The 24,841-nt window shown below is 65.9% G+C and carries 18 protein-coding genes and 4 pseudogenes; 10 read left to right on the top strand and 12 right to left on the bottom strand.

The window, feature by feature from the left end:
* Positions 1 to 39 precede the first annotated feature (39 nt).
* Together FOM02_RS32660 and FOM02_RS32655 are read right to left on the bottom strand one after the other, a co-directional pair.
* Complete coding sequence (locus tag FOM02_RS32660; RefSeq protein WP_027558176.1) at positions 40 to 807, bottom strand: tRNA1(Val) (adenine(37)-N6)-methyltransferase; 768 nt, start codon at positions 805 to 807, stop codon at positions 40 to 42.
* Entirely contained in the window at positions 800 to 1,027 is a 228-nt protein-coding gene (locus tag FOM02_RS32655; RefSeq protein ID WP_011085319.1) for a DUF2007 domain-containing protein, read from the bottom strand. Before FOM02_RS32655 ends, FOM02_RS32660 begins: the two co-directional genes overlap by 8 nt.
* A gap of 134 nt (positions 1,028 to 1,161) precedes the next feature.
* Here FOM02_RS32655 and FOM02_RS32650 point away from each other — a divergent pair, with 134 nt between their 5' ends.
* From FOM02_RS32650 to FOM02_RS32630, 5 genes are all read left to right on the top strand, one after another.
* Positions 1,162 to 2,169: a polyprenyl synthetase family protein gene (locus FOM02_RS32650; RefSeq protein ID WP_027558175.1), complete on the top strand. Its 1,008-nt coding sequence runs from the start codon at positions 1,162 to 1,164 to the stop codon at positions 2,167 to 2,169.
* Between the two features lie 541 nt (positions 2,170 to 2,710).
* Positions 2,711 to 3,226, top strand: a complete 516-nt coding sequence (locus FOM02_RS32645) for a winged helix-turn-helix transcriptional regulator (RefSeq protein ID WP_027558174.1) — start codon at positions 2,711 to 2,713, stop codon at positions 3,224 to 3,226.
* Position 3,227: 1 nt separating this feature from the next.
* A complete protein-coding gene (fabF, locus tag FOM02_RS32640; protein WP_027558173.1) occupies positions 3,228 to 4,490 on the top strand; it encodes a beta-ketoacyl-ACP synthase II in 1,263 nt (420 codons plus the stop codon).
* Positions 4,491 to 4,534: 44 nt separating this feature from the next.
* Positions 4,535 to 5,167, top strand: coding sequence for a LysE family translocator (locus FOM02_RS32635; protein ID WP_027558172.1), 633 nt, complete (start codon positions 4,535 to 4,537; stop codon positions 5,165 to 5,167).
* A complete protein-coding gene (locus FOM02_RS32630; protein ID WP_265440573.1) occupies positions 5,160 to 6,038 on the top strand; it encodes an alpha/beta fold hydrolase in 879 nt (292 codons plus the stop codon). Before FOM02_RS32635 ends, FOM02_RS32630 begins: the two co-directional genes overlap by 8 nt.
* A gap of 123 nt (positions 6,039 to 6,161) precedes the next feature.
* On the opposite strand, the pseudogene FOM02_RS32625 reads toward FOM02_RS32630, so the two are convergent.
* The 3 genes and pseudogenes from FOM02_RS32625 to FOM02_RS32615 all read right to left on the bottom strand — a co-directional run bounded on the left by FOM02_RS32625 (position 6,162) and on the right by FOM02_RS32615 (position 10,858).
* Positions 6,162 to 7,045 (bottom strand): annotated as a pseudogene (locus FOM02_RS32625) (4-(cytidine 5'-diphospho)-2-C-methyl-D-erythritol kinase).
* Between the two features lie 26 nt (positions 7,046 to 7,071).
* Entirely contained in the window at positions 7,072 to 8,868 is a 1,797-nt protein-coding gene (locus tag FOM02_RS32620) for a tetratricopeptide repeat protein (RefSeq protein WP_027558169.1), read from the bottom strand.
* A 328-nt stretch (positions 8,869 to 9,196) separates the two neighbouring features.
* Positions 9,197 to 10,858, bottom strand: coding sequence for an electron transfer flavoprotein-ubiquinone oxidoreductase (locus tag FOM02_RS32615; RefSeq protein WP_027558168.1), 1,662 nt, complete (start codon positions 10,856 to 10,858; stop codon positions 9,197 to 9,199).
* Between the two features lie 136 nt (positions 10,859 to 10,994).
* Between FOM02_RS32615 and FOM02_RS32610 the strand changes: the two are divergent.
* Positions 10,995 to 11,737: pseudogene (locus tag FOM02_RS32610) on the top strand (uracil-DNA glycosylase).
* A gap of 138 nt (positions 11,738 to 11,875) precedes the next feature.
* Here the strand turns inward: FOM02_RS32610 and FOM02_RS46955 are convergent.
* From FOM02_RS46955 to FOM02_RS32580, 4 genes and pseudogenes are all read right to left on the bottom strand, one after another.
* A pseudogene (locus tag FOM02_RS46955) lies at positions 11,876 to 13,368 on the bottom strand (glycosyltransferase family 39 protein).
* A 232-nt stretch (positions 13,369 to 13,600) separates the two neighbouring features.
* Positions 13,601 to 14,449, bottom strand: coding sequence for a ribonuclease HII (locus tag FOM02_RS32590; protein WP_265440569.1), 849 nt, complete (start codon positions 14,447 to 14,449; stop codon positions 13,601 to 13,603).
* Positions 14,450 to 14,523: 74 nt separating this feature from the next.
* The gene (locus FOM02_RS32585; RefSeq protein WP_027558164.1) at positions 14,524 to 14,979 is read right to left on the bottom strand and encodes a VOC family protein; all 456 of its coding nucleotides are present in this window, start codon (positions 14,977 to 14,979) and stop codon (positions 14,524 to 14,526) included.
* A gap of 23 nt (positions 14,980 to 15,002) precedes the next feature.
* Positions 15,003 to 16,169 carry a PA0069 family radical SAM protein gene (locus FOM02_RS32580; RefSeq protein WP_027558163.1) on the bottom strand — a complete coding sequence of 389 codons (1,167 nt, stop codon included), beginning with the start codon at positions 16,167 to 16,169 and terminating at the stop codon, positions 15,003 to 15,005.
* 211 nt (positions 16,170 to 16,380) lie between these two features.
* Here FOM02_RS32580 and FOM02_RS32575 point away from each other — a divergent pair.
* A pseudogene (locus FOM02_RS32575) lies at positions 16,381 to 18,794 on the top strand (phosphoketolase).
* 8 nt (positions 18,795 to 18,802) lie between these two features.
* Positions 18,803 to 19,996, top strand: a complete 1,194-nt coding sequence (locus tag FOM02_RS32570; RefSeq protein WP_027558161.1) for an acetate/propionate family kinase — start codon at positions 18,803 to 18,805, stop codon at positions 19,994 to 19,996.
* Between the two features lie 132 nt (positions 19,997 to 20,128).
* Here FOM02_RS32570 and FOM02_RS32565 read toward each other — a convergent pair whose 3' ends face one another.
* Positions 20,129 to 20,968, bottom strand: a complete 840-nt coding sequence (locus FOM02_RS32565; RefSeq protein WP_027558160.1) for an RMD1 family protein — start codon at positions 20,966 to 20,968, stop codon at positions 20,129 to 20,131.
* A 334-nt stretch (positions 20,969 to 21,302) separates the two neighbouring features.
* On the opposite strand from FOM02_RS32565, the gene FOM02_RS32560 reads away from it, so the two are divergent.
* Positions 21,303 to 21,878: a glycosyltransferase gene (locus tag FOM02_RS32560; protein ID WP_027558159.1), complete on the top strand. Its 576-nt coding sequence runs from the start codon at positions 21,303 to 21,305 to the stop codon at positions 21,876 to 21,878.
* Positions 21,879 to 21,941: 63 nt separating this feature from the next.
* Positions 21,942 to 22,871 carry a bifunctional helix-turn-helix transcriptional regulator/GNAT family N-acetyltransferase gene (locus FOM02_RS32555; RefSeq protein WP_027558158.1) on the top strand — a complete coding sequence of 310 codons (930 nt, stop codon included), beginning with the start codon at positions 21,942 to 21,944 and terminating at the stop codon, positions 22,869 to 22,871.
* 286 nt (positions 22,872 to 23,157) lie between these two features.
* Here the strand turns inward: FOM02_RS32555 and moaB are convergent, their stop codons facing one another.
* Positions 23,158 to 23,721 (bottom strand): molybdenum cofactor biosynthesis protein B, encoded by a 564-nt coding sequence (gene moaB / locus FOM02_RS32550; protein ID WP_027558157.1) that lies wholly within the window; start codon positions 23,719 to 23,721, stop codon positions 23,158 to 23,160.
* A gap of 157 nt (positions 23,722 to 23,878) precedes the next feature.
* Positions 23,879 to 24,817 (bottom strand): neutral zinc metallopeptidase, encoded by a 939-nt coding sequence (locus FOM02_RS32545; protein ID WP_027558156.1) that lies wholly within the window; start codon positions 24,815 to 24,817, stop codon positions 23,879 to 23,881.
* Between the last annotated feature and the right edge of the window lie 24 nt (positions 24,818 to 24,841).

Here is a 24,841-nt window from a genome sequence, read left to right as displayed (position 1 = left end):
CGCAGGAACAGCAATCGGAATCGCTTCCCCAGTAAGCCGTCACGGCTCCGCCAGCGGCAATGCGGCCCTCCCTTCCAGAATATCGCTCACCTCTTTTTTAGGCACGCGTGACTCATCGTTGAGCACGAGGCCCGATAGCAGGCGTGTCGGGGCCCGACCGCCCTTGACCGCGCGGACCAGCACGCGGATCGCGGGCCGTCCCGCCTCGCCATGAACCGGCAGGATCGCGAGGCTCCCGAAGCCGCGTGACAGCGCTGCCAGGACATCGCCGATTCCATCTGCACGCCAGATCAAGGTGAGCGCGCCATTCGATCGGAGGATGCGCCGTGCTGCATGCACCCAGGCATGCAGCGTCTCGTCGGTCGCGACATGCGCGGTCTGGCGCGCCTGATCGGGCGAGCCACGGTGGCGCGCAGGATCGTTGAAAGGCGGGTTCATCAGCACGGCATCGACACTGTCGGGCGGCAGGTCATTTGCCGCAAACGCCTGCGCATCCGCGGTGACGTCGAGCACGATCGCCTCGGCGGCGATCGCGTTCGCCGCCGCATTGGCGCGCGCCAACTCCGCCAGTTCCGGATTGATCTCGACCAGGCAGAGCCTGATCCCAGCGACGCGACGCGCCAGCGCCAGCCCGGCCGTGCCGATGCCGGCGCCGAGATCGACCACGCGGTCGCCTGCGTGGGCCTCGGTCGCCGCCGCCAGCAATATGGCGTCGTGCCCGGCGCGATGGCCGCTCCGCTTTTGCTTCAGCTGCAACTGCCCGCCGAGAAAGGCGTCCTCGGTGATATCTGTGACGACGTCAATCATCGCCGCGCAGTTCGTGGCTGAGGCCCGCCTCGGTCAGGAGCTGGCGGGCCTCCTGGGCGTCGTCCTCATGGACCAGGATCCGCCGCGGCAGAATGCCGAGCGAGCCCTCGATGATGCTCATGTTCTGGTCCAGCACCAGATGATGGATATTGGCGCCGTCGAGCAGCGCGCCGATCGCCGACACCAGCACCATGTCGTTGGTCCGAACCAGTTCACGCAAAACGCAGGTCTCCTGCCTGAAAGGGGCTAAAAGGGGCAAATGTCAATGGTTCCGCGGGCCTTGCCGCATCCGCTGCCAGTTTCTATTGTCTTTCCATCAGAATAGCCCCTCCGGGGCAAATATTGGAGACCGGCGTGGCCGTCATCGTACCTTTCGAAACTCCCGGCGCGTCGATCGAAGAGCTGGTGGCCCTTGTCGCTGGTGACATGGAACGCGTCAACGCCACGATCCTGTCGCGGACCGGCTCAGACGTAACCATGATCCCGGAGGTCGCCAACCACCTGATCTCCTCCGGCGGCAAGCGGCTGCGGCCGATGCTGACGCTCGCCATGGCCAACCTCGCCGGCTACACCGGCGACGGCCACATCAAGCTCGCCGCGTCCGTCGAGTTCATGCACACCGCCACGCTGCTGCACGACGACGTCGTCGACGAGAGCGAGATGCGCCGCGGCAAGCTGTCGGCGCGCATGCTCTGGGGCAACGAGGCCAGCGTGCTGGTCGGCGACTTCCTGCTCGGACAGGCGTTCCGCATGATGGTCGAGGTCGGCTCGCTGCGCGCGCTCGACATCCTGTCCGCGGCCGCCGCCACCATCGCCGAGGGCGAGGTGATGCAGCTTGCCGCCGCCAAGAACACCGCGACCACCGAGGACGAATATCTCGCCGTGATCCGCGGCAAGACCGCCGAGCTGTTTGCTGCGGCCTGCGAGGTCGGCCCTGTGATCGCCAACCGCCCCAAGGCCGAGCAGACCGCCTGCCGCTCGGTCGGTATGAATCTCGGCATCGCCTTCCAGCTCGTCGACGACGTGCTCGACTATGGCGGCAAGAGCGCAAAGCTCGGCAAGAATACCGGCGACGATTTCCGCGAGGGCAAGATCACCCTGCCCGTCGTGCTCGCGTTCCGCCGCGGCAATGACAACGAGCGCGCCTTCTGGATCCGCGCGCTCGAACGCGGCGAAATCGGCGATAGCGATCTCGACCACGCCATCGGCCTGATGAACAAGCACCGCGCGCTCGAGGACACGCTGAGCCGCGCCCAACACTACGGCGCCATGGCGGTGGATGCGCTGGCGCTGTTCCCGCCCTCGCCGATGAAGAGCGCGCTGGAGCAGGTGGTGGCGTTCTGCCTGGCGCGGTCGCACTGAGCGACTGCCTTTCTTTCCTCTCGCAATTTGCTCCGTCATCCTGAGCCGCGAGTGGCGCGATGCATAGCATCGCGCCAGGAGCCTCGAAGGATGCACGGCCGAGCTACATCCGGGCCGTTGCCCTTCGAGGCTCGCTGCGCTCGCACCTCAGGGTGACGGCGATAGATTTGTGCGTGATGCATCAACGCCGTCATTGCAATGACGGAGTTCGAGGCAACAGCACACCCACTCTCGTGTCCCGGACGCGCTGCGGCGTGAAACGCCGCTGCGCTGAGCCGGGACCCACGTACCGAGCGATCAGCAACATAGGCCCCGGCTCTGCAGCACACCGCTGAAGAAGCGCTGCGCTGCGTCCGGGGCACGAGAGCGGTTATCCAGCAACCACTCACATCTCACCAATAGGCCCGCGGCCACACTCATCGCTCTCCCATCCCACCTCACCGGCGAACTACCTCCAAATTCTCACCGCTCCCTCCACCCGCAGGACGATTGCCTTCCCAGTCGCTTGCATTTTGCAAGTCACTCCCCTACCTTCCGTCCCATGCAGCCCAAATCCCCTTCCATCCTGGAATGCCCGGTCGGCCGCGCCGTGGAGACGGTTGGCGAGTGGTGGAGCATCCTGATCCTGCGGGATGCGTTTCAGGGCGCGACCAAGTTCGACGAATTCCAGCAAAGCCTCGGGATCGCGCCGAACATCCTGTCGCGCCGGCTTGCGCATCTCACCGCGAGCGGCATGTTCGTCCGCCGCCGCTATCAGGAGCGGCCGCCGCGCTATGAATATGTGCTGACCGACAAGGCGCGGGATTTCTTCCCGGTGGTCGCCGCGCTGCTCGCCTGGGGCAACAAGCATCTCGCCCCAAAAGGCGAATCCATCCTGCTGGCGAGCCGCGACGGCATCCGTCCACTCGAGCCGGTCGTGGTCGATGCGAGCGACATGCGTCCGATCACGCTCGCCAATACGGTCGCCATTCCCGGCCCCCGCGCCAGCCGCGGCATGCGCGCGCGGCTCGCTTCGCTCAAAGCCATGAACCCGGCCGTCGCGCCGGCTGGAGACTGACATGCGTCGTATCGTCGTGACAGGCATGGGCGCGGTGTCGCCGCTCGGCTGCGGTGTCGAATTGTCGTGGCGCCGGCTGCTTGCCGGCCAGAGCGGGCTGCGCCCGCTGCCCGAATGGGCGCAATCATTGCCCGCACGGATCGCCGGCCTCGTGCCCGACAAGGCCGACGATCCCGAGGGCGGATTCGACCCGGGAGAGGCCGCCGCGCCAAAAGACCAGCGCAAGATGGACCGCTTCATCCTGTTCGCGCTGCTCGCCACCGCAGAAGCGGTCGCGCAAGCCAAATGGACGCCGCAGGACGCATCTGCGCTGGAGCGCACTGCGACGATCATCGCCTCCGGCGTCGGCGGCTTCCCGGCGATGGCGGAAGCCGTGCGCATCACCGAGCAGCGCGGTGCGCGCCGCCTCTCGCCGTTCACGATTCCCTCGTTCCTCGCCAATCTCGCCGCCGGCCACGTCTCGATCAAATACGGCTACAAGGGCGCGCTCGGCACGCCTGTTACGGCGTGCGCCGCCGGCGTGCAGGCGATCGGCGATGCCGCGCGCATGATCCGCGCGGGCGAAGCCGATGTCGCGATCTGCGGCGGCGCGGAGGCCTGCATCGACATCGTCAGCCTCGGCGGCTTTGCCGCGGCCCGCGCGCTGTCGAGCGCATTCAACGACGAGCCCGCACGCGCCTCGCGCCCGTTCGATCGCGACCGCGACGGTTTTGTCATGGGCGAAGGCGCCGGCATTTTGGTGATCGAGGATCTCGAGCATGCGCTGGCGCGTGGCGCGACGCCGATCGCCGAGATCACCGGCTACGGCACGACCGCGGATGCCTACCACATGACGTCGGGTCCGCCCGACGGCGACGGCGCCCGCCGCGCCATGGAGCTCGCGCTGCGGCAGGCGCGGCTCGAGCCCGGCGATTTGCAGCACCTCAACGCGCATGCGACCTCGACACCGGCCGGCGACGAAAGCGAGCTCGGCGCCATCGGCGCGCTGTTCGGCCGCAATCGAAACATCGTCGTGAGCGCGACCAAATCCGCTACCGGCCATCTGCTCGGCGCTGCCGGCGGCCTGGAAGCGATCTTCACCATCCTCGCCTTGCGCGACCAGATTGCGCCGCCCACGCTCAATCTCGAAAACCCCGACGCGAGCGCCGACGGCATCGACATCGTCTCGGGCAGCGCGCGGCCCATGCCGATGCAGAACGCCATCTCCAACGGATTCGGCTTCGGCGGGGTGAACGCCAGCGCGATCTTCCGCCGCATGGGCTGAACGACGGGCCTTGCAATCGTGGCGGCCTGCGCTACGAAAACAGGATGACCGAAACAAATTTCTGGCTGTTCCTGGCCGCAGCATTTCTCATTGCGGCAATTCCCGGCCCCGGCATTTTCTACGTCGCGGCACGAACCCTATCGGAAGGACGTGCGAGCGGCTTTGCCTCGACCGCGGGCACGGCGCTGGGCGGGATGGTCCATGTCGTGGCCGGCAGTCTCGGCATCTCCGCGATCATCCTAACGAGTGCGGAACTGTTCACCGCGGTGAAATTCGTCGGCGCACTCTATCTGGTCTGGCTCGGCATCAAGACGTTCCGTAGTGCCGGCCGCGCGCTGTCGCTGGAGCGCGAAGCTGTCGGCGACAAGCGCGCCTTCCGTGACGGCGTGCTGGTCGAGGCGCTGAACCCGAAGACCGCGGCGTTCTTCCTCGCCTTCATTCCGCAATTCCTCGATCCCGCGGGATCGAGCCCCACGCTGCAATTCATCATGCTGGGTGCGATCTCGGTGACGCTGAACACGCTCGCCGATGTCGTCGTGGTGCTGATGGCCTCGGCGACGCGCACGCAGCTGATCGGACGGCCGCATCTGATGCGGCGTCTCACCCAGGGCTCCGGCGTCTTCATCGCGGGCCTCGGCCTCTCGCTCGCGCTGGCGCGGCGGCCGGCAAATGGCTAGCGCGCCGCAAGACCGTTTCTATGAATCGCACGGCCTGCGGCTGCATTATGCCGATTGGGGCAACGCGGGCGCGCCGCCTCTCATCCTGGTCCATGGCGGCCGCGATCATTGCCGCAGCTGGGATGTCATCGCGCGATCGCTTCAGCCGCATTTTCACGTGATCGCGCCCGATCTGCGTGGCCATGGCGATTCCGACTGGACCCGTGGCGGCAGCTACGCGCTGACGGAGTATGTCTACGACCTCGCTCAGCTCGTTCGAGCGATCGCAGCCTCTCAAGTCACTCTCATCGGCCATTCCATGGGCGGCATGGTGAGCCTGATCTTTTCAGGATCGTTCCCCGAGCTGGCCACCAGGCTCGTCGTGCTCGACGGCGTCACCATGCTGCCGGACTCACCGAAGCCACCCGTGCATGAGCGCATCGGCAAATGGGTCAGCCAGCTCGACAGACTGCACGACCGCACGCCGCGCCGCTATGCCACCCTCGAAGACGCGGCCGCGCAGATGGTGCTGCACAACAAGCGGCTGTCGCGCGAGCTCGCGCTGCATCTTGCCAGCCACGGCGCGCGGCAGAACGAGGACGGCACCTATAGCTGGAAGTTCGATCCCTACCAGCGCGCCAGCGCGCCGCACCGGCTCTGGCCGGACGATCACGTCGCGCTGTGGTCGCGCATCGCCTGCCCGACGCTGCTGCTCAATGCCGGCGAAAGCTTTCTGGCGGGCGCGAGAGCGGCAGGCCTCGAGCGCTATTTCCCCAACGCGCGCATTGAAACGATAGCCGGCGCCGGGCACTGGCTGCAGCACGACAAGCCGCAGGAAGTGCTCGGCGAGATCCGCCGTTTTTTGGGTTTGGCTGAGGACGGCGCGGGTTAGCTCCGCTGCCGTAGGGTGGGCAAAGGCGCGACCGCGCCGTGCCCACCACAACCAGATTACACGAACAAGTTGGTGGGCACGCTTCGCTTTGCCCACCCTACGGCACCGACTTCGGAGAAACGCTTAACTCAACGTCCCCGCATGCACCCACCAGCCGGGATGGTCGCGCCGGATTTTTTCGGCGGCGGCATGGGCCTCGGTCGCCGCGCCATAGACCGCAAAGCATGTCGCACCGGAGCCGGACATGCGGGCGAGCTTGACGCCGGCGGAAGAGCGCAACGCTTCCAGCACATCGCCGATCACGGGCTCGATGCGCATTGCCGGCGCTTCGAGATCGTTGGCGACGGTTTCGAGAACGTCGACCCAATCGGCGATCGAGGCGCCCTCCTCCGGCCAGGCCGGCGCTTCGAGGACGACGTTGCGCCGACCAGAAGCTCACCGTTGCGCAAGCCCAGCGCCTGGAACACGTCCTTGGTGGCGACCGGCACGCGCGGATTGACCATCACGCAGGGCATGCTCGGCAAGGCGAGCGGCAGCAGCTGCTCGCCGACGCCGGTCATGTCGCAGGCGCGCGAGAACAGGCACACCGGCACGTCGGCGCCGGTCGCGAGCGCGACCTTATGGATGCGCGGATCGTCGAGCGAGAGATTGTTGAGGCGCGCCAACAGTCGCAGCGCCGCCGCGGCATCCGCCGAGCCGCCGCCGATGCCGGCGGCAACCGGCAGCACCTTGTCGAGCGCGAAGGCGCCGAGCTTCAGGTCCGGCACGGCCTCGGCCAGGAGCTTGGCCGCCTTGAACACGAGATTGTCCGATGTCTCGCCGCACGCCGCGGCCAGCGGCCCGGTGGTGGTGAGCTTCAGCTCGCCGCCCGGCTCCAGCGTGAGCCGGTCGGCGCAGTCAGCGAACGCGACCACGCTTTCGAGATCATGATAGCCGTCGGCACGACGGCCGACCACGCGAAGGCTCAGATTGACCTTCGCGCGCCCTTCTTCAACCAACGCCGGCATCGGCGATACGCCCCCAGTTAATTGGATCAGCCGCCCTTGCCGTCGTCCTTCTTCTTCTCCGCCTGCGCGGCCGAAGAGTTGGAATTGTCGTCCACCATCCCATTCGCGATCTTGGCCTCGATCTTCGGAAGGTCATCCGGCTCGGGCTTGAGATCGCGGGCGTGCGACCACTGGAATTTGGCCTCCAGCGTGCGGCCGACGCGCGAATAGGCATCGCCAAGGTGGTCGTTGATGGTGGGATCTTCGGGCTTGAGGTCGATCGCGCGCTCGAGGTTCTTCACCGCTTCCTCGTAATTGCCGATGCGGTAATAGGCCCAGCCGAGGGAGTCGACGATGTAACCGTCGTCCGGACGCTGCTCGACGGCGCGCTTGATCATCTTCATGCCCTCGTCGAGGTTCACGCCCTGGTCGATCCAGGAATAGCCGAGATAGTTGAGGACATGCGGCTGGTCGGGCTGCAGCTCGAGCGCCTTCTTCATGTCGGCTTCGGCCTTGCCCCACTGCTTGGAGCGCTCCTCGCAGATGCCGCGATAATAGTACCAGACGCTGTTGGCCTTGTCGTTGCCGGCCGGCAGCACGTCGATGCCTTGCGAATAGGTCGCGCCGCAATCGCCGAACTTCTTGCGGCCGCGCTCGATATTGCCGAGCGCCATGATGGCTTCGAGATCCTTGGAATCCTCAGTGGTGACGCCCTTGAGGATCTTGATCGCCTCATCGGTACGGTCGGCGGAATCGAGGTCGATCGCGAGCTGGATCTGCGCGTTGCGCTTGAGCGGCGAGGACGCCGGCACGCGCTCATAGACCTTGATCGCCATCTGCGGCCGCTTCACCGACTCATAGAGATCGGCGAGCGAGAGCAGCGCCAGCGGATGGCTGGGCTGCAGGTAGAGCGAGAGCTGGAGATAGACCAGCGCAAGATCCTCGCCGCCGCGGCGGGTCAGCGTGGCGCCGATGCCGTAGAGCGCTTCGGCCGCGCCAGCCTGCGCGGAATCGACCAGCGGCGGCATCTTCTTGCCGGCCTTGGTGTCGCGCAGGCCTTCCACGATCAGCGGATGGCGGGCGAGCTTCTTGTCGAACGCCTGGTAGACGTTGGTCGCCGCAGCCGAATCCTTGTTGCGCGACAGCCAGCGGGCATATGCCTCGGTCACGCGCAGCATGGAATCGTCGAGCTTGTAGGCGCGCTCGAAGCGGGTGCCGGCGTCCTTCTCCTTGCCGGAGAGCTCGAGGATCATGCCGGCATGGAGGTCCTTGAACAGCGGATACCATTCGGGACCGGCCAGCTTGTCGATGGTGGCGACACCGCCCTTGGCATCGCCGGCGCCATAGGCGGCCCAGCCCGACAGCAGCGTGGCGACGAGATCCGTGATCGGACCGCGGATCGACTGGTTGATGTTGCTCTGCGCGGTCGCGTACTTCTTCAGCTTGAGATCATGCACGCCGACGACGAGACGCGCGACACGGTTGGTCTTGTCGATGGTGAGGATGCGCTCGGCGAGCTTGACCGCTTCGTCGATGTCGCCGTCGGCGACCGAGGAGATGAAGGCGCGGTCGAGCAGCTCGTTGTTCTTCGGATCGGTGCGCAGGGCCGAGCGGTAGAACGCAGCCGCCGAAGCCGCATCGCGCTCGACGCTGGCGTGGCGGGCGGCGAGATAGCTGCCTGCGGTGGTGAGCGACTTCAGATCGTTTCGGGTCGGAAACTGCGCCGCCGTGTCGGACGGATGGTCCGGCGTCTGCGCCAGGACCGCGCCGGGGACCGTCGCGATCGCTGTGCCCATGAGGGCGATGGCGGCAACAGTCCAGCGGTTGAAACGATATGAAAACATCAGGGCTCGCCTTGGGTTGGTAGTGCCTGGGTTTGCAGCAGAAGGCCGTCTCGCATGCGAACGCGGCCGGTGGCATTGGGACCCGGAACCGTAGGGCCGACAATGCCGCTTTTGGCGCTTCACCGCAAGGATTCGGGCACGCGATCCCCTCCGCACGCCCCAAATCGGCCGACGACGCCCCAAGACGCTGCCAGTATGGCCTTATCGTGGCCGCGGGCCGTCGTGGCAGCCCGGTTCTCACGCGAACGTGCGTCACAATGCCGGGGGGGGGGGCCCGTAACTCAGGCCACGTTGCCCCAGTCACATTGGCCTGGCTTGCCGGCCCGGCCTACATCGCCTCGTAGTTCGGGCCGCCGCCGCCCTCGGGGGGAACCCAGGTGATGTTGCCGTTGGGGTCCTTCACGTCGCAGGTTTTGCAGTGGACGCAGTTCTGGGCGTTGATCTGGAAGCGCGGGCCTGAACCCTCCTCGATCCATTCATAGACGCCGGCCGGGCAATAGCGGTTCGAGGGACCGGCGAACACGTCGTGCTCCGAGGTCTTCTGGAGGTTCATGTCCGTGACCTTCAGATGGACCGGCTGGTCCTCCTCGTGATTGGTGTTGGACAGGAACACCGACGACAGCTTGTCGAAGGAGATCTTGCCGTCCGGCTTCGGATAGTTCTTTGGTGCGTGGCTCTTGGCCGGATCGAGCGTGGCGCGATCGGGCTTGGCGTGCGACAGCGTGCCGAACAGCGAGATGCCGAATAGCTGGTTGGTCCACATGTCGAGGGCGCCGAGCGGAACACCGAGAAGGGTGCCGAACTTCGACCACAGCGGCTTGACGTTGCGGATCCGGAACAGGTCCTTGCCGACAGCGGACTCGCGCCAGGCGTTCTCGTAGGCGACGACCTCGTCATTGGCGCGGCCCTCGGCGAGCGCGGCGGCGACATGCTCGGCTGCGAGCATGCCGGTGCCCATCGCGTTGTGGACGCCCTTGATGCGGGGAACGTTGACGAAGCCCGCGGCGCAGCCGACCAGCGCACCGCCCGGGAAGGTCAGGCGCGGCACCGACTGGTAGCCGCCTTCGGTGATGGCGCGCGCACCATAGGCGAGGCGCTTGCCGCCTTCGAACACGTCGCGGATCGAGGGATGGGTCTTGAAGCGCTGGAATTCATCGAACGGCGACAGATACGGATCGTCGTAGTTGAGATGCACGACGAAGCCGACCGCGACGCGGTTGTCGTCGTAGTGGTAGAGGAACGAGCCGCCGCCGGTGGAATTGTTGAGCGGCCAGCCGAACGAGTGCTGGATCAGGCCCTTCTTGTGCTTGGCCGGATCGATCTGCCAGACTTCCTTCAGGCCGATGCCGAACTTCGGCGGTTCGCTCTTGGCGTCCAGTGCGAACTTCGCGATCAGCTGCTTCGACAGCGAGCCGCGCGCGCCTTCGGCAAACAGCGTGTACTTGCCGAGCAGCTCCATGCCGCGCGTGTAGGAATCCTTGTGGGTGCCGTCCCTGGCGATGCCCATGTCGCCGGTCGCGATGCCACGCACCGCGCCCTTGTCGTCATAGAGCACCTCGGTCGCGGCAAAGCCCGGATAGATCTCGACACCGAGCGCTTCCGCCTTCGGCGCGAGCCAACGGCAGACATTGCCGAGCGAGCCGATGTAGCAGTGATGGTTGTCCATCAGCGAGGGCATCGCGAAGCCCGGGAGCTTGATGCGGTTGTCGCCGAACATCCAGTAGAAGTGGTCGTCCTTGACCTGCGTCTTCAGCGGACAGTCGGGATCCTCGCGCCAATCGGGGATCAGCTTGTCGAGCGAGATTGGATCGATCACGGCGCCGGAGAGGATATGCGCGCCGACCTCGGAGCCCTTCTCCACGACGACGATGTTGAGATCGGCGTTGAGCTGCTTCAGCCGGATCGCCGCGGCCAGGCCCGAGGGGCCGGCGCCGACGATGACGACGTCGAATTCCATGGATTCGCGCGGGGGAAGTTCTTCGGTGCTCATCTGATCTCAGCCCTTGAGACGGTTCCTTGTCATTTGCGCTCCCTTGTTTCCGATTTTTCCGGGTAGGACAACCACGGAAATGCGTTCCGCTGGGATGCAAGGCGCCTTAAGATGAACTAATAGTCTGACTTTCCAAATGATCCCCGAGCCCGCACCCACCGTCCGAGAGCTTCTCGCCTTCTATCTGGAGGCAGGGGTCGACTGCGCGCTCGCGGAGGAGCCGATCGACCGCCTGGCGGAATTGGACGCACCGCCTCCGGCCCCGCGCGCGGCACCGCCGGTCGAGGCGCCGCGTCCGCACGCGAGGCCGCGCGCACCGCGCCGACGCTCGAGGCGCTGCGTGAGCTGATGCAAAACTTCGAGGGCTGCGCGTTGAAGCACACGGCGACGCGGCTGGTGTTCGCCGACGGCAATCCGCAGGCGCGCATCATGTTCGTCGGCGAGGCTCCGGGCCGCGACGAGGACATCGAGGGGCTGCCGTTCGTCGGGCGCAGCGGCAAGCTGCTCGATCTGATGATCGGCGCTATCGGCCTCAACCGCACCACCGCCTACATCGCCAACGTCATTCCCTGGCGGCCGCCCGGCAACCGCACGCCGACACCGCAGGAGACGCAGATCTGCCTGCCCTTCATCCAGCGCCAGATCGAGCTGGTGAATCCCGATGTGCTGGTGACGCTCGGCAATCCCTCGACGCAGACGCTGCTGTCGACCCGCGAAGGCATCATGCGCACGCGCGGACGATGGTTCGAGTACGAGATCGGCCAGCGCACCATCCGCGCGCTGCCGACGTTCCACCCGGCCTATCTCTTGCGCTCGCCGGCGTACAAGCGCCTAGCCTGGCAGGATCTGCGCGCGATTGCGAAGGTGCTGGCGGGATAGCGGGCTCCCGTAGCTCGTGTAGGGTGGGCAAAGCGAAGCGTGCCCACCATCCTTATCGTTGCGACGGATCGGCTTGACGTGGGCACGGCGCTTTGCGCCTTTGGCCACCCTACGATGTCAGCGTCCGGAGCACGCGCGTCAGCTCCCCTTCGGCCGCACGATCGCCCAGCCGACCCGCAGCAATCCCTGTCGACCATTGACCAGCCATTCGAACGCGCGCGGCACTTCCGGCACGATGCCGGGAAAGCGCGCGAGGATGTCCGGCGGCGGGGTGCCGGCGGTATCGGAGGCGCGCCAGACCACGACGCCGCCGGTCTCGCTGAACTTGGCCAGGCTCATCCACGGCGTCCGCCCGGGCTGGGCGTCGATGAACAGGTGCGGCCGGCCGGAATGCAGCGTGATCAGGCTGGCAAGCTGGGTCTCGCCGGCAACCGCGCGCAGGCGATGGTTGGTGCGGCGGGCGAAACTCTCGTCGAAGAAATCAGAGATCGCTCGCGCCGGCATCGAGGTCGCGATCTCGTTGGTGCCGGTCCGAGGGCAGGAACAGCACGGCGAGCACGACGCCGGCGGCCGGCGCGGCGACGCATCCGCGCGCGGCGCATCGCGATGAGGTCGCCGGCCGCGACCACCACGGCAAGCCCGGACATCACCAGCACGACGCCGGCGCCGCCGACGACGGAGTCGAGCCCGAGCAGGCCCGACGATCAGCACCGCGCCGAGTGCCGGCCGCCAGCGCCAAAGAAGTCAAACGAAAGTTGCGACCCGAGCGGCTCGACCGGCGGGCGGAAAATGATCGGCGCCTCCTCGCCCTTGGCGACGAAAAGACCGGTGTTGAGGAAGGTCAGCGCCGGGATCGCGGCAGCGCCCAGCACGAGCCCGCCGAGCAGCCAGGCCGCATGGATGGCGCGGGCGTTGAGCTCCGTGACTTGCGGCAAGGCCGGCACCGCAAACGTCTCGGCGCGCATCAGCCAGACCGCATAGGGCAGCGCCAGCACCGCGACGACGATCAGCGCGAACAAGGGATCGAGCGAGCGCAGCGTGCGGCGGCCGCCGGCGGTCGAGACCGCGAAGACGACGATCAGCAGCAGGAGGAAGATCGCGGCGGGCGTGGTGAGCAGCAACAGGCCGGCCTCGATCGACCAGGCGAACCAGGCATTGCCGCGGCGCTGGCCGATGATCTGCCAGGAATGCAGCAGCAGCAGCGCCCAGAGCGGCCGCGCCAGCACCAGCGGGCCGAAATCGAGCGCGGGCGAGGAGAAGGCCAGCACCGTCATGGTCAGCAGCACGGCGAGCACCGCCTGCTGCGAGCCGACCACGACGCGGGAGAGATGATAGAGCGCGACGAAGGTCGCGATCTCGCAGAGCTGGGCCAGCACATAGACGCCGAACACGTGGCCGCCGGCGGCGCGATAGGCGATGTCGGCGAGCCAGATCGGCAGCGGCGGACCCAGATCCGTACCGACCTGATATTCGCGGCCGAATGCCAGCAGCGTCGCGAGACTGCCGGGCGGGCTGCGATAGAACGCCAGCGCCACGAACAGCCACATCGAAGCCTGGAGCAGCACGGCGATCCACACGATCAGCCGCGGCCGGGCGCGAATGAGCTCGATGACCAGGGAGGTAAACCGCATGCAACGTCCGAAAGATGCAGCCAACCCGTCCAGCCGGCCCTATTCGCTCACACCTGTTTTGATAATGGGCGCTGCGCGCTGTGGCAACGACCGTCTGCTCCCTCTCCCGGTTCTTACGGGGAGAGGGTTGGGGTGAGGGGCCTCCCTCCACAATGACGGTGAGAGCTGAACTCGCGGAGACTCCCCCTCACCCGCACGCGGGGAGAGGCGAAAGACGCTGCGGAGAGACGCGCTACAGATTTGCCGACGCGTCGACCTCGACGCCCGCTTCCATCTGCACCTCGACCTCGCTCACCGAGAACAAATCCTGCACCGGCTCGACGGTCCAGGGCATGTGCTTGGCACGCGCCGCCGCGACGGGGGCGAAGAAGCTGCGGTGGTGGACGCTGGGGCCGAGGCGATCGAGGGCATCGAGATGCTCGGGGACCGCATAGCCCTTGTGCTGCTCGAAGCCGTAGCCGGGGCAGTCCTGCGCCAGCGCGCACATCAGGCGGTCACGCGTTACCTTGGCGATGATCGAGGCGGCGGCGATCGACAGCACGATGCCGTCACCGCCGATCACGGCCTCGCAGTCGCAAGCCGTGTCGAGCCGGTCGCGGCCGTCGACGAAGACGTGGCGCGGCTGCTCCGGCAGCGCCACCACGGCACGCTTCAAGGCCCACAGCGAGGCGCGCAAAATGTTGTCGCGGTCGATTCGCGACGGCGAGGCGACGGCGACCGAGACCTGCGCGGTGGCGCAGATCTTGTCGAACAGCTTTTCGCGCTCCTCAGCGGTCAGGCGCTTGGAATCGTCGATGCCGCGCGGGATGCGATCGGGGTCGAGAATCACGGCGGCAGCCACCACGGGGCCGGCCAGCGGCCCGCGGCCGGCCTCGTCGCAGCCGGCGACCGGGCGCTTGATCAGCGCGCGCTCGCGGCGGAAGCTCGGCGGCGCGATCGCGATGATGCCCTTCTTGCCCGGCAGGACCGGCGCGGCCTTGACGGCAGCTGCCTTCGCCTTGGCAGGCGCCGCCTTCTTCGCAGCAGCGCTGGCCTTGGGCGCGTCTTTGGCCGGCTTCTTGGCGGACTTGTCCCGAATCATGGCCGGGATCGTGCGCAAGCGATCCAGCCAGCGCAACCGGGAACCCTGCGCAATTCCCGTTATTCAGACCGTCGCTACTCCGCCAGATGCACCCGCCGGTCCTCGCCGACCTCGATGCTGGGCGCGACGACCACTTCCCAGGTATGGCCGTCGGGATCGGCAAAATAGCCGGAATAGCCGCCGTAATCGGTCTCATGCGCCGCCTTCAGCGGAGCAGCACCCTTGCCAAGCGCGAAGGCTAGCACCGCATCGACCTCCTCGCGTGTCCGGCAGTTCCAGGCGAGCGTCGTGCCGCGGAAGGTCGATGGCCTCGGATCGTCAGGCAACTTGGCGTCGGCCGCGAGCAGATCCCAGGGATACAGCGCGAGCACCGGGCCGCCGGTGTCGTAGAACGCGACGGCCTCGCCGGTCGCCTTCAGCCGGCGCGCAAAGCCGAGCGCGTCGTAAAAGGCGATGCTGGCGCGGATGTCGCTGACGCCGAGCGTGATGACAGTAAGCCGCGGTACCGGCGGAGGGAGTTCCTTGCTCATGCGACGCCTCTTCCGTTTCCCAATCAAAACAGGCTGAGCTGCTCGCCGTTCTGCTTCGGCTTGGCAAAGTGATCAGTCGTCAGCTTCGAGCGCCGCTTGTTGAGACCAAGCCTCTCGCAGGCGATCTCGAAGCGGCGGCCGATGGTCCAGGCCATCGGTCCCGTTCCCTTCATCCGCTCGCCCCATTTCGCGTCGTAATCGCGGCCGCCGCGCATGTCGCGGATCAGCGTGAAGACGTGACGATAACGGTCCGGATAGTTGGCCATCAGCCATTCGCGGAAGAGATCGCGCACCTCCAGCGGCAGCCGCAGCAATACGTACGACGCTTCCTTGACGCCGGCATGGGCGGCGGCATCGAGGATGCGCTCGATCTCGGAATCGTTCAGCGCGGGGATCACGGGCGCGACCATCACGGTGGTGGGAATGCCGGCCTCAGAGAGCTGCTTCAGCGCCTCCAGCCGCTTCGGCGGCGTCGAGGCGCGCGGTTCCATGGTGCGCGCCAGCTTCGGATCGAGCGAGGTGACTGATAGCGCGACCTTGGCGAGGTTGCGCCTCGCCATCCGCGCGAGGATGTCGATGTCGCGCACCACCAGCGCCGATTTGGTGACGATGCCGACGGGATGGCCGGTGCGCTCCAGCACCTCGAGAATGCCGCGCATGATTTTGCGTTCGCGCTCGATCGGCTGATAGGGATCGGTGTTGGTGCCGATCGCGATCATCCGCGGCTCGTAGCCGGGCGCGGCAAGCTCCTTCTCGAGCAGCGACGGCGCCTCGGGCTTCACGAACAGTTTTGACTCGAAGTCGAGCCCCGGCGACAGGCCGAGATAGGCATGCGTCGGCCGCGCGAAGCAATAGACGCAGCCATGCTCGCAGCCGCGATAGGGATTGATCGACCGGTCGAAACCGATGTCGGGGGAATCGTTGCGGGTGATCACCTTGCGCGAGGTGTCGACGCCGACGATGGTCTTGAACGGCGGCAGATCTTCCAGGCTCTGCCAGCCATCGTCGAAGGCGACGCGGGCCTCGGCCTCATATCGGCCGCTGGCATTGGATTGGGCGCCCCGCCCTCGCCTGCGCTGGCGGTCGATGGCGACGCCGAGCTCGGGAAAATCAGAGTCCGCACCCGCCGGCTCGGAGGGCGCCGTGACCGGCGGGTGCTTGAGAGCATGAGAGGATGCTGCTGGACTCATGAAGCCAAGATAGCACGGCATAGGAACAAATCAAGAACACAAACGAAAAACTCGAAAACAACCCCATGCACAGTAGCCGCCCAAATTTCGGGCGCGCGGCTTTGACCTCACGCAACACGCTTGCCGGGACGATCCAGTTTGATGCGGCCCAGGGATCGATCACGCTGGAACAATGTTGATGACGATCCCCCGGTGAAGGGTCGGCATGAAAATGACAAATCAACAACAATCGGCCGCCGCAAGCAGCGACCTCGATCTGCTCGATCGCTATTGGCGCGCCGCCAACTATCTCTCCGTCGGGCAAATCTACCTGCTGGACAATCCGCTGCTGCGCGAGCCGCTGCGGCCCGAGCACATCAAGCCGCGTTTGCTTGGCCATTGGGGCACGACGCCCGGGCTGAACTTCATCTACGCCCATCTCAACCGCGTCATCCGCGCGCTTGATCTCAGCATGATCTATATCTGCGGGCCCGGCCATGGCGGCCCGGGCATGGTCGCCAACACCTATCTCGAAGGCAGCTACAGCGAGATCTATCCTGATATCGCGCGCGATGCGGACGGATTGCGAAAACTTTTCAGACAGTTCTCCTTCCCCGGCGGCATCCCGAGCCATGCGGCACCGGAAACGCCGGGCTCGATCCACGAAGGCGGCGAGCTCGGCTACGCGCTGGTGCATGCCTATGGCGCGGCATTCGACAATCCCGATTTGATCGTCGCCTGCGTCGTCGGCGACGGCGAGGCCGAGACCGGCCCGCTCGCGGCCTCCTGGCATTCGAACAAGTTCCTGAACCCCGCCCACGACGGCGCGGTGCTGCCGATCCTGCATCTCAACGGCTACAAGATCGCCAACCCGACCGTGCTCGGGCGGATGCCTGACAGCGAGATCCGCGACCTCTTCCGCGGGCTCGGCCACGAGCCGCTGTTCGTCGAGGGCGACGATCCCAAATTGATGCACCAGGCCATGGCGGACGCACTCGACGTCGCGCTCGCCAGCATCCGCTCGATCCAGCAGCACGCCCGCGACGGACGCAAGGTGGTCGAGCGGCCGCGCTGGCCGATGATCGTGCTGCGCAGCCCGAAGGGCTGGACCGGCCCGAAGGAAGTCGACGGCAAGAAGGTCGAAGGTTTCTGGCGCGCGCATCAGGTGCCGGTTGCGAGCTGCCGCGAGAACCCGGCTCACTTAAAGATTCTCGAAGACTGGATGCGCAGCTATGAGCCGGACAAGCTGTTCGACAAGAGCGGCGCGCTCATCCCCGAGCTTCAGGCGCTGGCCCCCGACGGTACCAGGCGCATGGGCGCCAATCCGCATGCCAATGGCGGGCTGCTCAAGAAGGAGCTGAAGCTGCCGGACTTCCGCAGTTTTGCGGTGGATGTGTCTCAGCCCGGCAGCGTTGTGGCGGAGGCGACACGTGAGCTCGGCAAATTCCTGCGCGACGTCATTCGCCTCAATGCCGACGCGCGTAACTTCCGCATCATGGGACCGGACGAGACGGCGTCAAATCGGCTCGACGCAGTGTTCGAAGCGACCGAGCGGGTCTGGATGGAGCCAACGGAACCTTACGATGTGCATCTCGCGCAAGACGGGCGCGTGATGGAGGTGCTGAGCGAGCATCTCTGCCAGGGCTGGCTCGAGGGTTATCTCCTCACCGGCCGCCACGGCTTCTTCTCCTGCTACGAGGCGTTCATCCATATCGTGGATTCCATGTTCAACCAGCATGCCAAATGGCTGAAGGTGACGCGGCATCTGCCATGGCGGCGCCCGATCGCCTCGCTCAATTATCTCCTGACCTCGCATGTCTGGCGTCAGGACCATAACGGCTTCAGCCATCAGGATCCGGGCTTCGTCGATCTCGTCGCCAACAAGAAGGCCGACATCGTCCGCATCTATTTCCCGCCGGATGCCAACACGCTGCTGTGGATCGCCGATCACTGCCTGCGCACCTATAACCGCATCAACGTCATCGTCGCCGGCAAGCAGCCGCGCCGCAATGGCTGTCGATGCAGGAGGCCGCGACGCATTGCGATGCCGGCATCGGCATCTGGACCTGGGCCGGCAACGAGGATGCAGACAGCGAGCCCGACGTGGTGATGGCCTGCGCCGGCGACGTGCCGACGCTGGAGACGCTCGCCGCCGTCGACCTGCTGCGCAAGGCGCTGCCGGACCTGAATATCCGCGTCGTCAACGTCGTCGATTTGATGACGCTGCAACCGAGCGAGCAGCACCCGCACGGCCTCTCCGACCGCGACTTCGACAGCCTGTTCACGCGCGACAAGCCCGTGATCTTCGCCTATCACGGCTATCCCTACCTGATCCACCGTCTCACCTATAACCGCACCAACCATGCCGGCATGCATGTGCGCGGCTTTGCCGAGGAAGGCACCACGACGACACCATTCGACATGGTCGTGCTCAACGGGCTCGACCGCTATCACCTCGCGATCGAGGCGATCGAACGCGTGCCGGGCCTATCGACCAAGGCCGCGCAGGTGAAGCAGCAGTTCCGCGACAGACTGATCGAGCATTCGCGTTACGTGCGCGAGCACGGCGAGGACATGCCTGAGGTTCGCGACTGGGTCTGGCCAAACAGCGCCGGCGGCAACACGCCGGCCGAAGCCGGCGATTGACGCCCGCCATGTCGGATGCGGTCCTCGTTCTCAACTCGGGCTCGTCGAGCGTCAAGTTCGGCCTGTTCGATATCTCCGCGGCCGAGCCCACCCTGCTCTGCAAGGGCCTGCTCGACGAGCATGAGGCAAAGCCGCGGCTCGCCGTGAAGAGCCCTGCCGGCGAAGACCTTTTCGAAGCACACAGGCAAGCATCTGGTGCGGACAGCGGCGATCTGTTCGCTGATGTGCTCGGCTTCGTCGATGATCGTTTTGGCGACCATCGCCTGCGCGCCGTGGGTCACCGCATCGTTCACGGCGGGCCGGACTATTCAGGCCCGGTGGAAGTGACGGATGTTGTCTACGCGAAGCTGGAGCAACTGACTCCGCTGGCGCCTCTGCATCAGCCACGATGCCTGGAGCCGATCCGAACCATAGCGGCGATCAAGCCTGACCTCACGCAGATCGCCTGTTTCGACACTGCCTTCCATCACAGCATGGCGCCGCCGGCGAGCCGTTTTGCGATCCCGCGGCGCTTCGAGGCGCGCGGCATCCGCCGCTACGGCTTTCACGGTCTCTCGTTCGAATATGTCGCGGGCCGCATCGCGGAAATCGCGCCAGTGCTTGCGACGAAGCGCACCGTCATCGCGCATCTCGGCAATGGCGCGAGCCTCTGCGCATTGCGCGATGGCCGCAGCGTCGATACCACGATGGGGCTGACGCCGCTCGACGGCCTCGTGATGGGCACGCGAAGCGGCACGATCGATCCCGGCGTGCTGCTCTACCTGCAACAGCACGAGAAGATGTCTGCCGAAGACGTCCAGCACCTGCTCTATCACCAGTCGGGCCTGCTCGGCGTCTCCGGCATCTCCGCCGACATGCGCACGCTGCTCGCAAGCGGCGAGACTGCCGCGCGGGAGGCGGTCGATCTCTTCACGCTTCGTGCAGCGCAGCAGGTCGCAATGATGGCGACCACACTCGGCGGGCTTGCGTGTCTGGTCTTCACCGGCGGCATCGGCGAGCATGCGAGCGAGATCCGCAGCGCGATCGGCGAGCATCTTGCGTGGCTCGGCGTGCGCATCGATGCGGCGGCGAATGACAAGGGACGTGAGCGGATCAATACCGGCGCCTCGACGGTGGATGTCTTCATCATTCCGACTAACGAAGAGCTGACGATCGCACGGCATTGCGTCTCGGTGCTGCAAGCTACGGGGATAGTATCGTAGGGTGGGCAAAGCGGAGCGTACCCACCAATTCAAGGTGGTGGGCACGGCGCAAGCGCGCCTTTGCCCACCCTACGATACTACGATACCGGGACTTGCGGAGACATAGCGCACAACAACTTCCAGGCTCAGCGCTCAGTGAAGACCGGCAAAGATCTGGATGCACCCGATCGCAACCTCGATCAGGATCAGCACGACGACCGCAATCTCGAGTCGCAGCGACCGCTGGGTGTCGATGATGTCGGTCAGCGCATCGGCCGTCTCAGCAACGACCGTAAGCTTGCGCTCGAGCGTGTCGAGACGCTCCTTCAATTCGTACTCATCTTCGAGACGCGCATAGAGCCGGTCGAGCTGCGGTTTTTCCCACAGTGCGTCGGGCTTCTCGGCAACCGCGACGCGGCCGGCGACGCGCTGCTGGACGAGCAGCGCGTTGCCGATGAGCTGCAGGATGCCCCTGCGTCGCCGCGACGTACGGCCTTTCTCGGCGAGCTCCCGCGCAAAAGGCTCGATGACATCGAAGACCGCAGCGACGCGCCGCTCGTCGCGCGCAAGCGACGTGCTTTTGGCGAGTGCGTCCGCGATCAGCAGCAGCCGTTCGTCGGAAAATTTCGAGAGGTTGATCGGGCCGCCCGGCTGGATCGCTTCGGCATTTTCATCCTTGCAGAGCTGGGCCTGCGCGGTCTCCTCCTCATGGGGGCTGAGCTCGCCGATCACGCGGGACTTGAGGCTGTCAAGCAGCACCTTCTCTTCCGACGGCAGCAGACCGATCAGCACCACGACGCCGTAGCGGAAGATCACGACGAGGCCGGCATGGACGCGGAAAGCGGCCGGCGTCGAGGAGACGGGCGCACCAAGCTCGAGGCCAGACGGATTGATGCGTTCGCCGAGCATCACGGCGCGGATCCGCAAGGTCGGCGCGGCGTCCGGCTTCGGCGATGCTGGTGTGGTGCCAACGGGAAGTTGATCGGCGCTCACTCGACTATCTCACTCTCAGTGCCGGCGGTTGCAGGTTTTCCCGTCGCAGGGTCGATGTCAGACCGCCGATGCGGGCTTGCGGACCGGTAGCATCCTCACCTCGATCATATCGGCGGAGACAGCCCCGTTTGAAGCTCACGAAGCCGAAATTCGCCGAAAACGTTGGGCAATATTGCCACCCCGCGCAGGACAGATTTAGCAGCGATGGGCGGGCGTGGTTTACCATCGCATGGCGGAACGCCGCCAAAAAGTTGCACTCGGCGACGCCGCGTGTTTATGACAAAGCCATAACAAGCTACGCTTCTCCCGAATTGCGGACCTCGAAGCCTCAATCATGCTGAGCGTCATCATTCCGACCGAAGGTGTCGAGCAGACGGCGGTCGCAACTCTGGCCGCGCTGGTACCCGGTGCGGCCGCAGGCATCATCCGCGAAGTGCTGCTGGTCGACGGCACCCGCAACGGCGTCATCGAGCGCGTTGCCGACGTCGCAGGCTGCCGTTTCATCGACTTCGAGGGATCTTCCCATGGCGCGGCGCTCGCCGCCGGTGCGCATCAGGCCCGTTCGCCCTGGCTGATGTTCTTGCCCGCCGGCGCCGTGCTGGAAACCGGCTGGATCGAGGAGACCACCCAGTTCATCCAGGCCGTCTCCGCCAGCGGACGGGATCGTGCAGCGGTTTTCCGTTATGCCCGCTCGCCTTACGCAGATACCGGTCTGCGCGACGTGTTCCGCGCCGTAGCGCGTAACTTGGTCGGCCCGCTGGGGGATCAGGGGCTTTTGATCGCGCGTGACCATTACGACCGGGTTGGCGGCTATCCGCCCCAGGCCCGCCGTTCCGAGGCACGGTTGCTCCGCCGCCTCGGCCGCTCGTCCCGGACCATGCTGCGCAGCCGGATCGTCATGGTCGGCTGAGGGCACCTAATACTTGCCAAAGTCAAATAATTATTTGACAGTGGCAATTATTGAGGTGTCCCGATGTCATTCAACGGTACCGACCACCAGATCGCGGCAGTCCGCGCCTTCAACCGCTTCTACACCCGCAAACTCGGCGTGCTCGACCAGCACCTTGGACAGAGCCCGTTCTCGCTCAGCGAGGCCCGCGTGCTGTACGAACTCGCGCATCGCGACGAGCTTTCGGCAAAGGAGATCGGGAACGAGCTTGGTCTCGACCCCGGCTATCTCAGCCGCATCGTGCAGAGCTTTGACGAGAAGGGTCTGATCACGCGAACGCCACTGCCCGCAGATCGCAGGCAATATCAGCTCAACCTCACCGCCAAGGGCCGCCAGACCTTCGCCAAGCTGAACCTCGGCTCGCAAAACGAGGTTGCCGCCATGCTGGCGCAGCTGTCGGCCGGCGATGCAGTGCGGCTCACCCAGGCCATGGCGACCATCGAGGCCGTGCTGGAGCAACGCCGAAGCCAGCCCACTTCTTTCATGCTGCGCAGCCATCGCGTCGGCGACATGGGCTGGGTCGTCTCTCGCCAAGGCGCCGCCTATGCCGCGGACTATGGCTGGGACATCAGCTACGAGGCCCTGGTCGCCGAGATCTGCGCGCAGTTCATCAGGAATTACGATCCCGCGCGCGAGCACTGCTGGATCGCGGAGGTCGGCGGCGAGCCGGTCGGCTCGATCTTCCTGGTCAAGGCCACGGACGAGATCGCCAAGCTGCGCCTGTTGCAGGTGGAGAAGAAGGCGCGCGGACTCGGCGTCGGCCGCGCGCTGGTCGAGCAATGCATCCAGGGCGCGCGCGAGCGCGGCTACAGCAGAATGACGCTGTGGACCCAGAGCATCCTGGTCGCCGCACGCGGCATCTATCAGAGTGCGGGATTCAAACCCGTGAAGGAAGAGAAGCACCACAGTTTTGGTGCCGATCTGGTCGGCGAGACGTGGGAGCGGGATCTCTAGCTGCGCACACAGCGATGCGCATGAATGTGCCCTCTCCCCTTGCGGGAGAGGGCAGCGACGCTGGCGGACACAACCTCACTTGGGTGAGGGGTATTTCCCGCGAGCGTGAACTCGTAGGGTGGGCAAAGGCGCACTTGCGCCGTGCCCACCACTGATGCCGCATTGACCGAAGTCGTGGGCACGCTTCGCTTTGCCCACCCTACGAGACTGTGAGCGCGGAGACATACCCCTCATCCGGCGCTTCGCACCACCTTCCCCCACAAGGGGGAAGGGAAGAAAGAACAGACTACACCGTCGCGCCCTGCGCCTTTGGCCTGCGCAGATGCTCATCCAGCCGCGGCATGATCTCGACGAAATTGCAGGGGCGCGTGCGGTAGTCGAGCTGGCTTGCGAGGATGCCGTCCCAGCCGTCGCGGCAGGCGCCGGGCGAGCCCGGCAGGCAGAAGATATAGGTCGCGCCCGCAACGCCGGCGGTGGCGCGGCTCTGGATCGTCGACGTGCCGATCTTGGCGTGGCTCAACATGTGGAAGGCGATCGAGAAACCGTCCATGCGCTTCTCGAACAGCGGCTCGATCGCCTCCGGCGTGACGTCGCGCCCGGTAAAGCCGGTGCCGCCGGTGGTGATGACGACGTCGATGCCGGCGTCCGCGATCCAGCGGCGGATGACGGCGCGGATCGCCTCGACGTCGTCGGTGACGATCTCGCGCGCGGCGAGATGATGGCCGGCTAAGGTCAGGCGATCGGCGAGCGTCTGGCCCGACTTGTCGTCGGCGAGCGCGCGCGTGTCGGAGACGGTGAGCACCGCGATGTTGAGCGGGATGAACTGTTTTGTTTCGTCGATCGAGGCCATTTGCCCTATCCTCTCGTGTCCCGGACGCGATGCAGCGCGTTAGCGGTGCGCTGCAGAGCCGGGACCCATTCTAAGGGACGTGAGGACCGGCAATATGGGCCCCGGCTCAGCAGCGCAGCATTACATGCTGCGCCGCGTCCGGGGCACGAGACCGTCGCTACTGCCCGCCGCCGAACGTGTTGCAGGCCTGGACCGTGCCTTGCTGATAGCCGGTCATGAACCATTGCTTGCGCTGCGCGGCCGAGCCGTGGGTGAAGGAATCAGGCACGACGCGGCCCGTCGCCTGGCGCTGCAGCGTGTCGTCGCCGATCGCGCTCGCCGTGGTCAGCGCGGCGTCGATGTCGCCGGGCTCGAGGAAGTTCGGACGCTTCTTGGCCTCGCGGTTGACCCAGACGCCGGAGAGACAATCCGCCTGCAGCTCCACCTTGACCTGGAGCGCGTTGGCCTCGGCCTTGCTGCCGGCCTGCTGCTGCAGCCGCGTCACGCGCGGGATGATGCCGAGCAGGTTCTGGATGTGGTGGCCGGCTTCATGCGCGATGATGTAGGCGGTGGTGAAGTTGCACGCCGACTTGCCGGAGCAGCCGCGGAAGCGCGTCTCGACCTCGCGGAAGAAGCTGGTGTCGAGGAAGATGGTGCGGTCCGGCGGGCAGTAGAACGGCCCCATCGCCGACTGCGCCATGCCGCAGCGGCCGCCATTGGTGGCGTTGCGGAACAGCACGACCTTCGGACCGGTATAGGACTGACCGCTGGCCTGGAAGATCTCGCTCCAGCGATCGTCGATCTCGCCGAGGATGCCTGATATCATGCTGCCGACCTCGTCGGTCGGCGCGCCGCGCTTGGCCGAGGTCGACTGCCGATCGGTCTGGTAGCTCGGCGCCTGGCCGCCGCCGCCGAGGATCTCGGCGCCGCCGATCAGGATGCGCGGATCGATGCCGAAGGCATAGCCGATCAGGCCGAGCACGATGATGGTACCGATGCCGAGCCCGCCGCCGCCCATCGGCAGGCCGAACCCGCCGCCTCCACCGCCGCCAAAGCCACCACCTTCGTCGCGACGATCCTCGACGTCGTCGCTGCGGCGGAAGTCATCGTAACGCATGGCGGTCTTCCCTTGGGGGTCCCA

This window comes from Bradyrhizobium sp. SEMIA (assembly GCF_014844175.1).
In the GTDB taxonomy this organism is placed as follows: Bacteria; Pseudomonadota; Alphaproteobacteria; order Rhizobiales; family Xanthobacteraceae; genus Bradyrhizobium; species Bradyrhizobium arachidis.
Note: the sequence above shows the minus strand (reverse complement) of the source record. Positions and strands in the feature narration are given on the sequence as shown.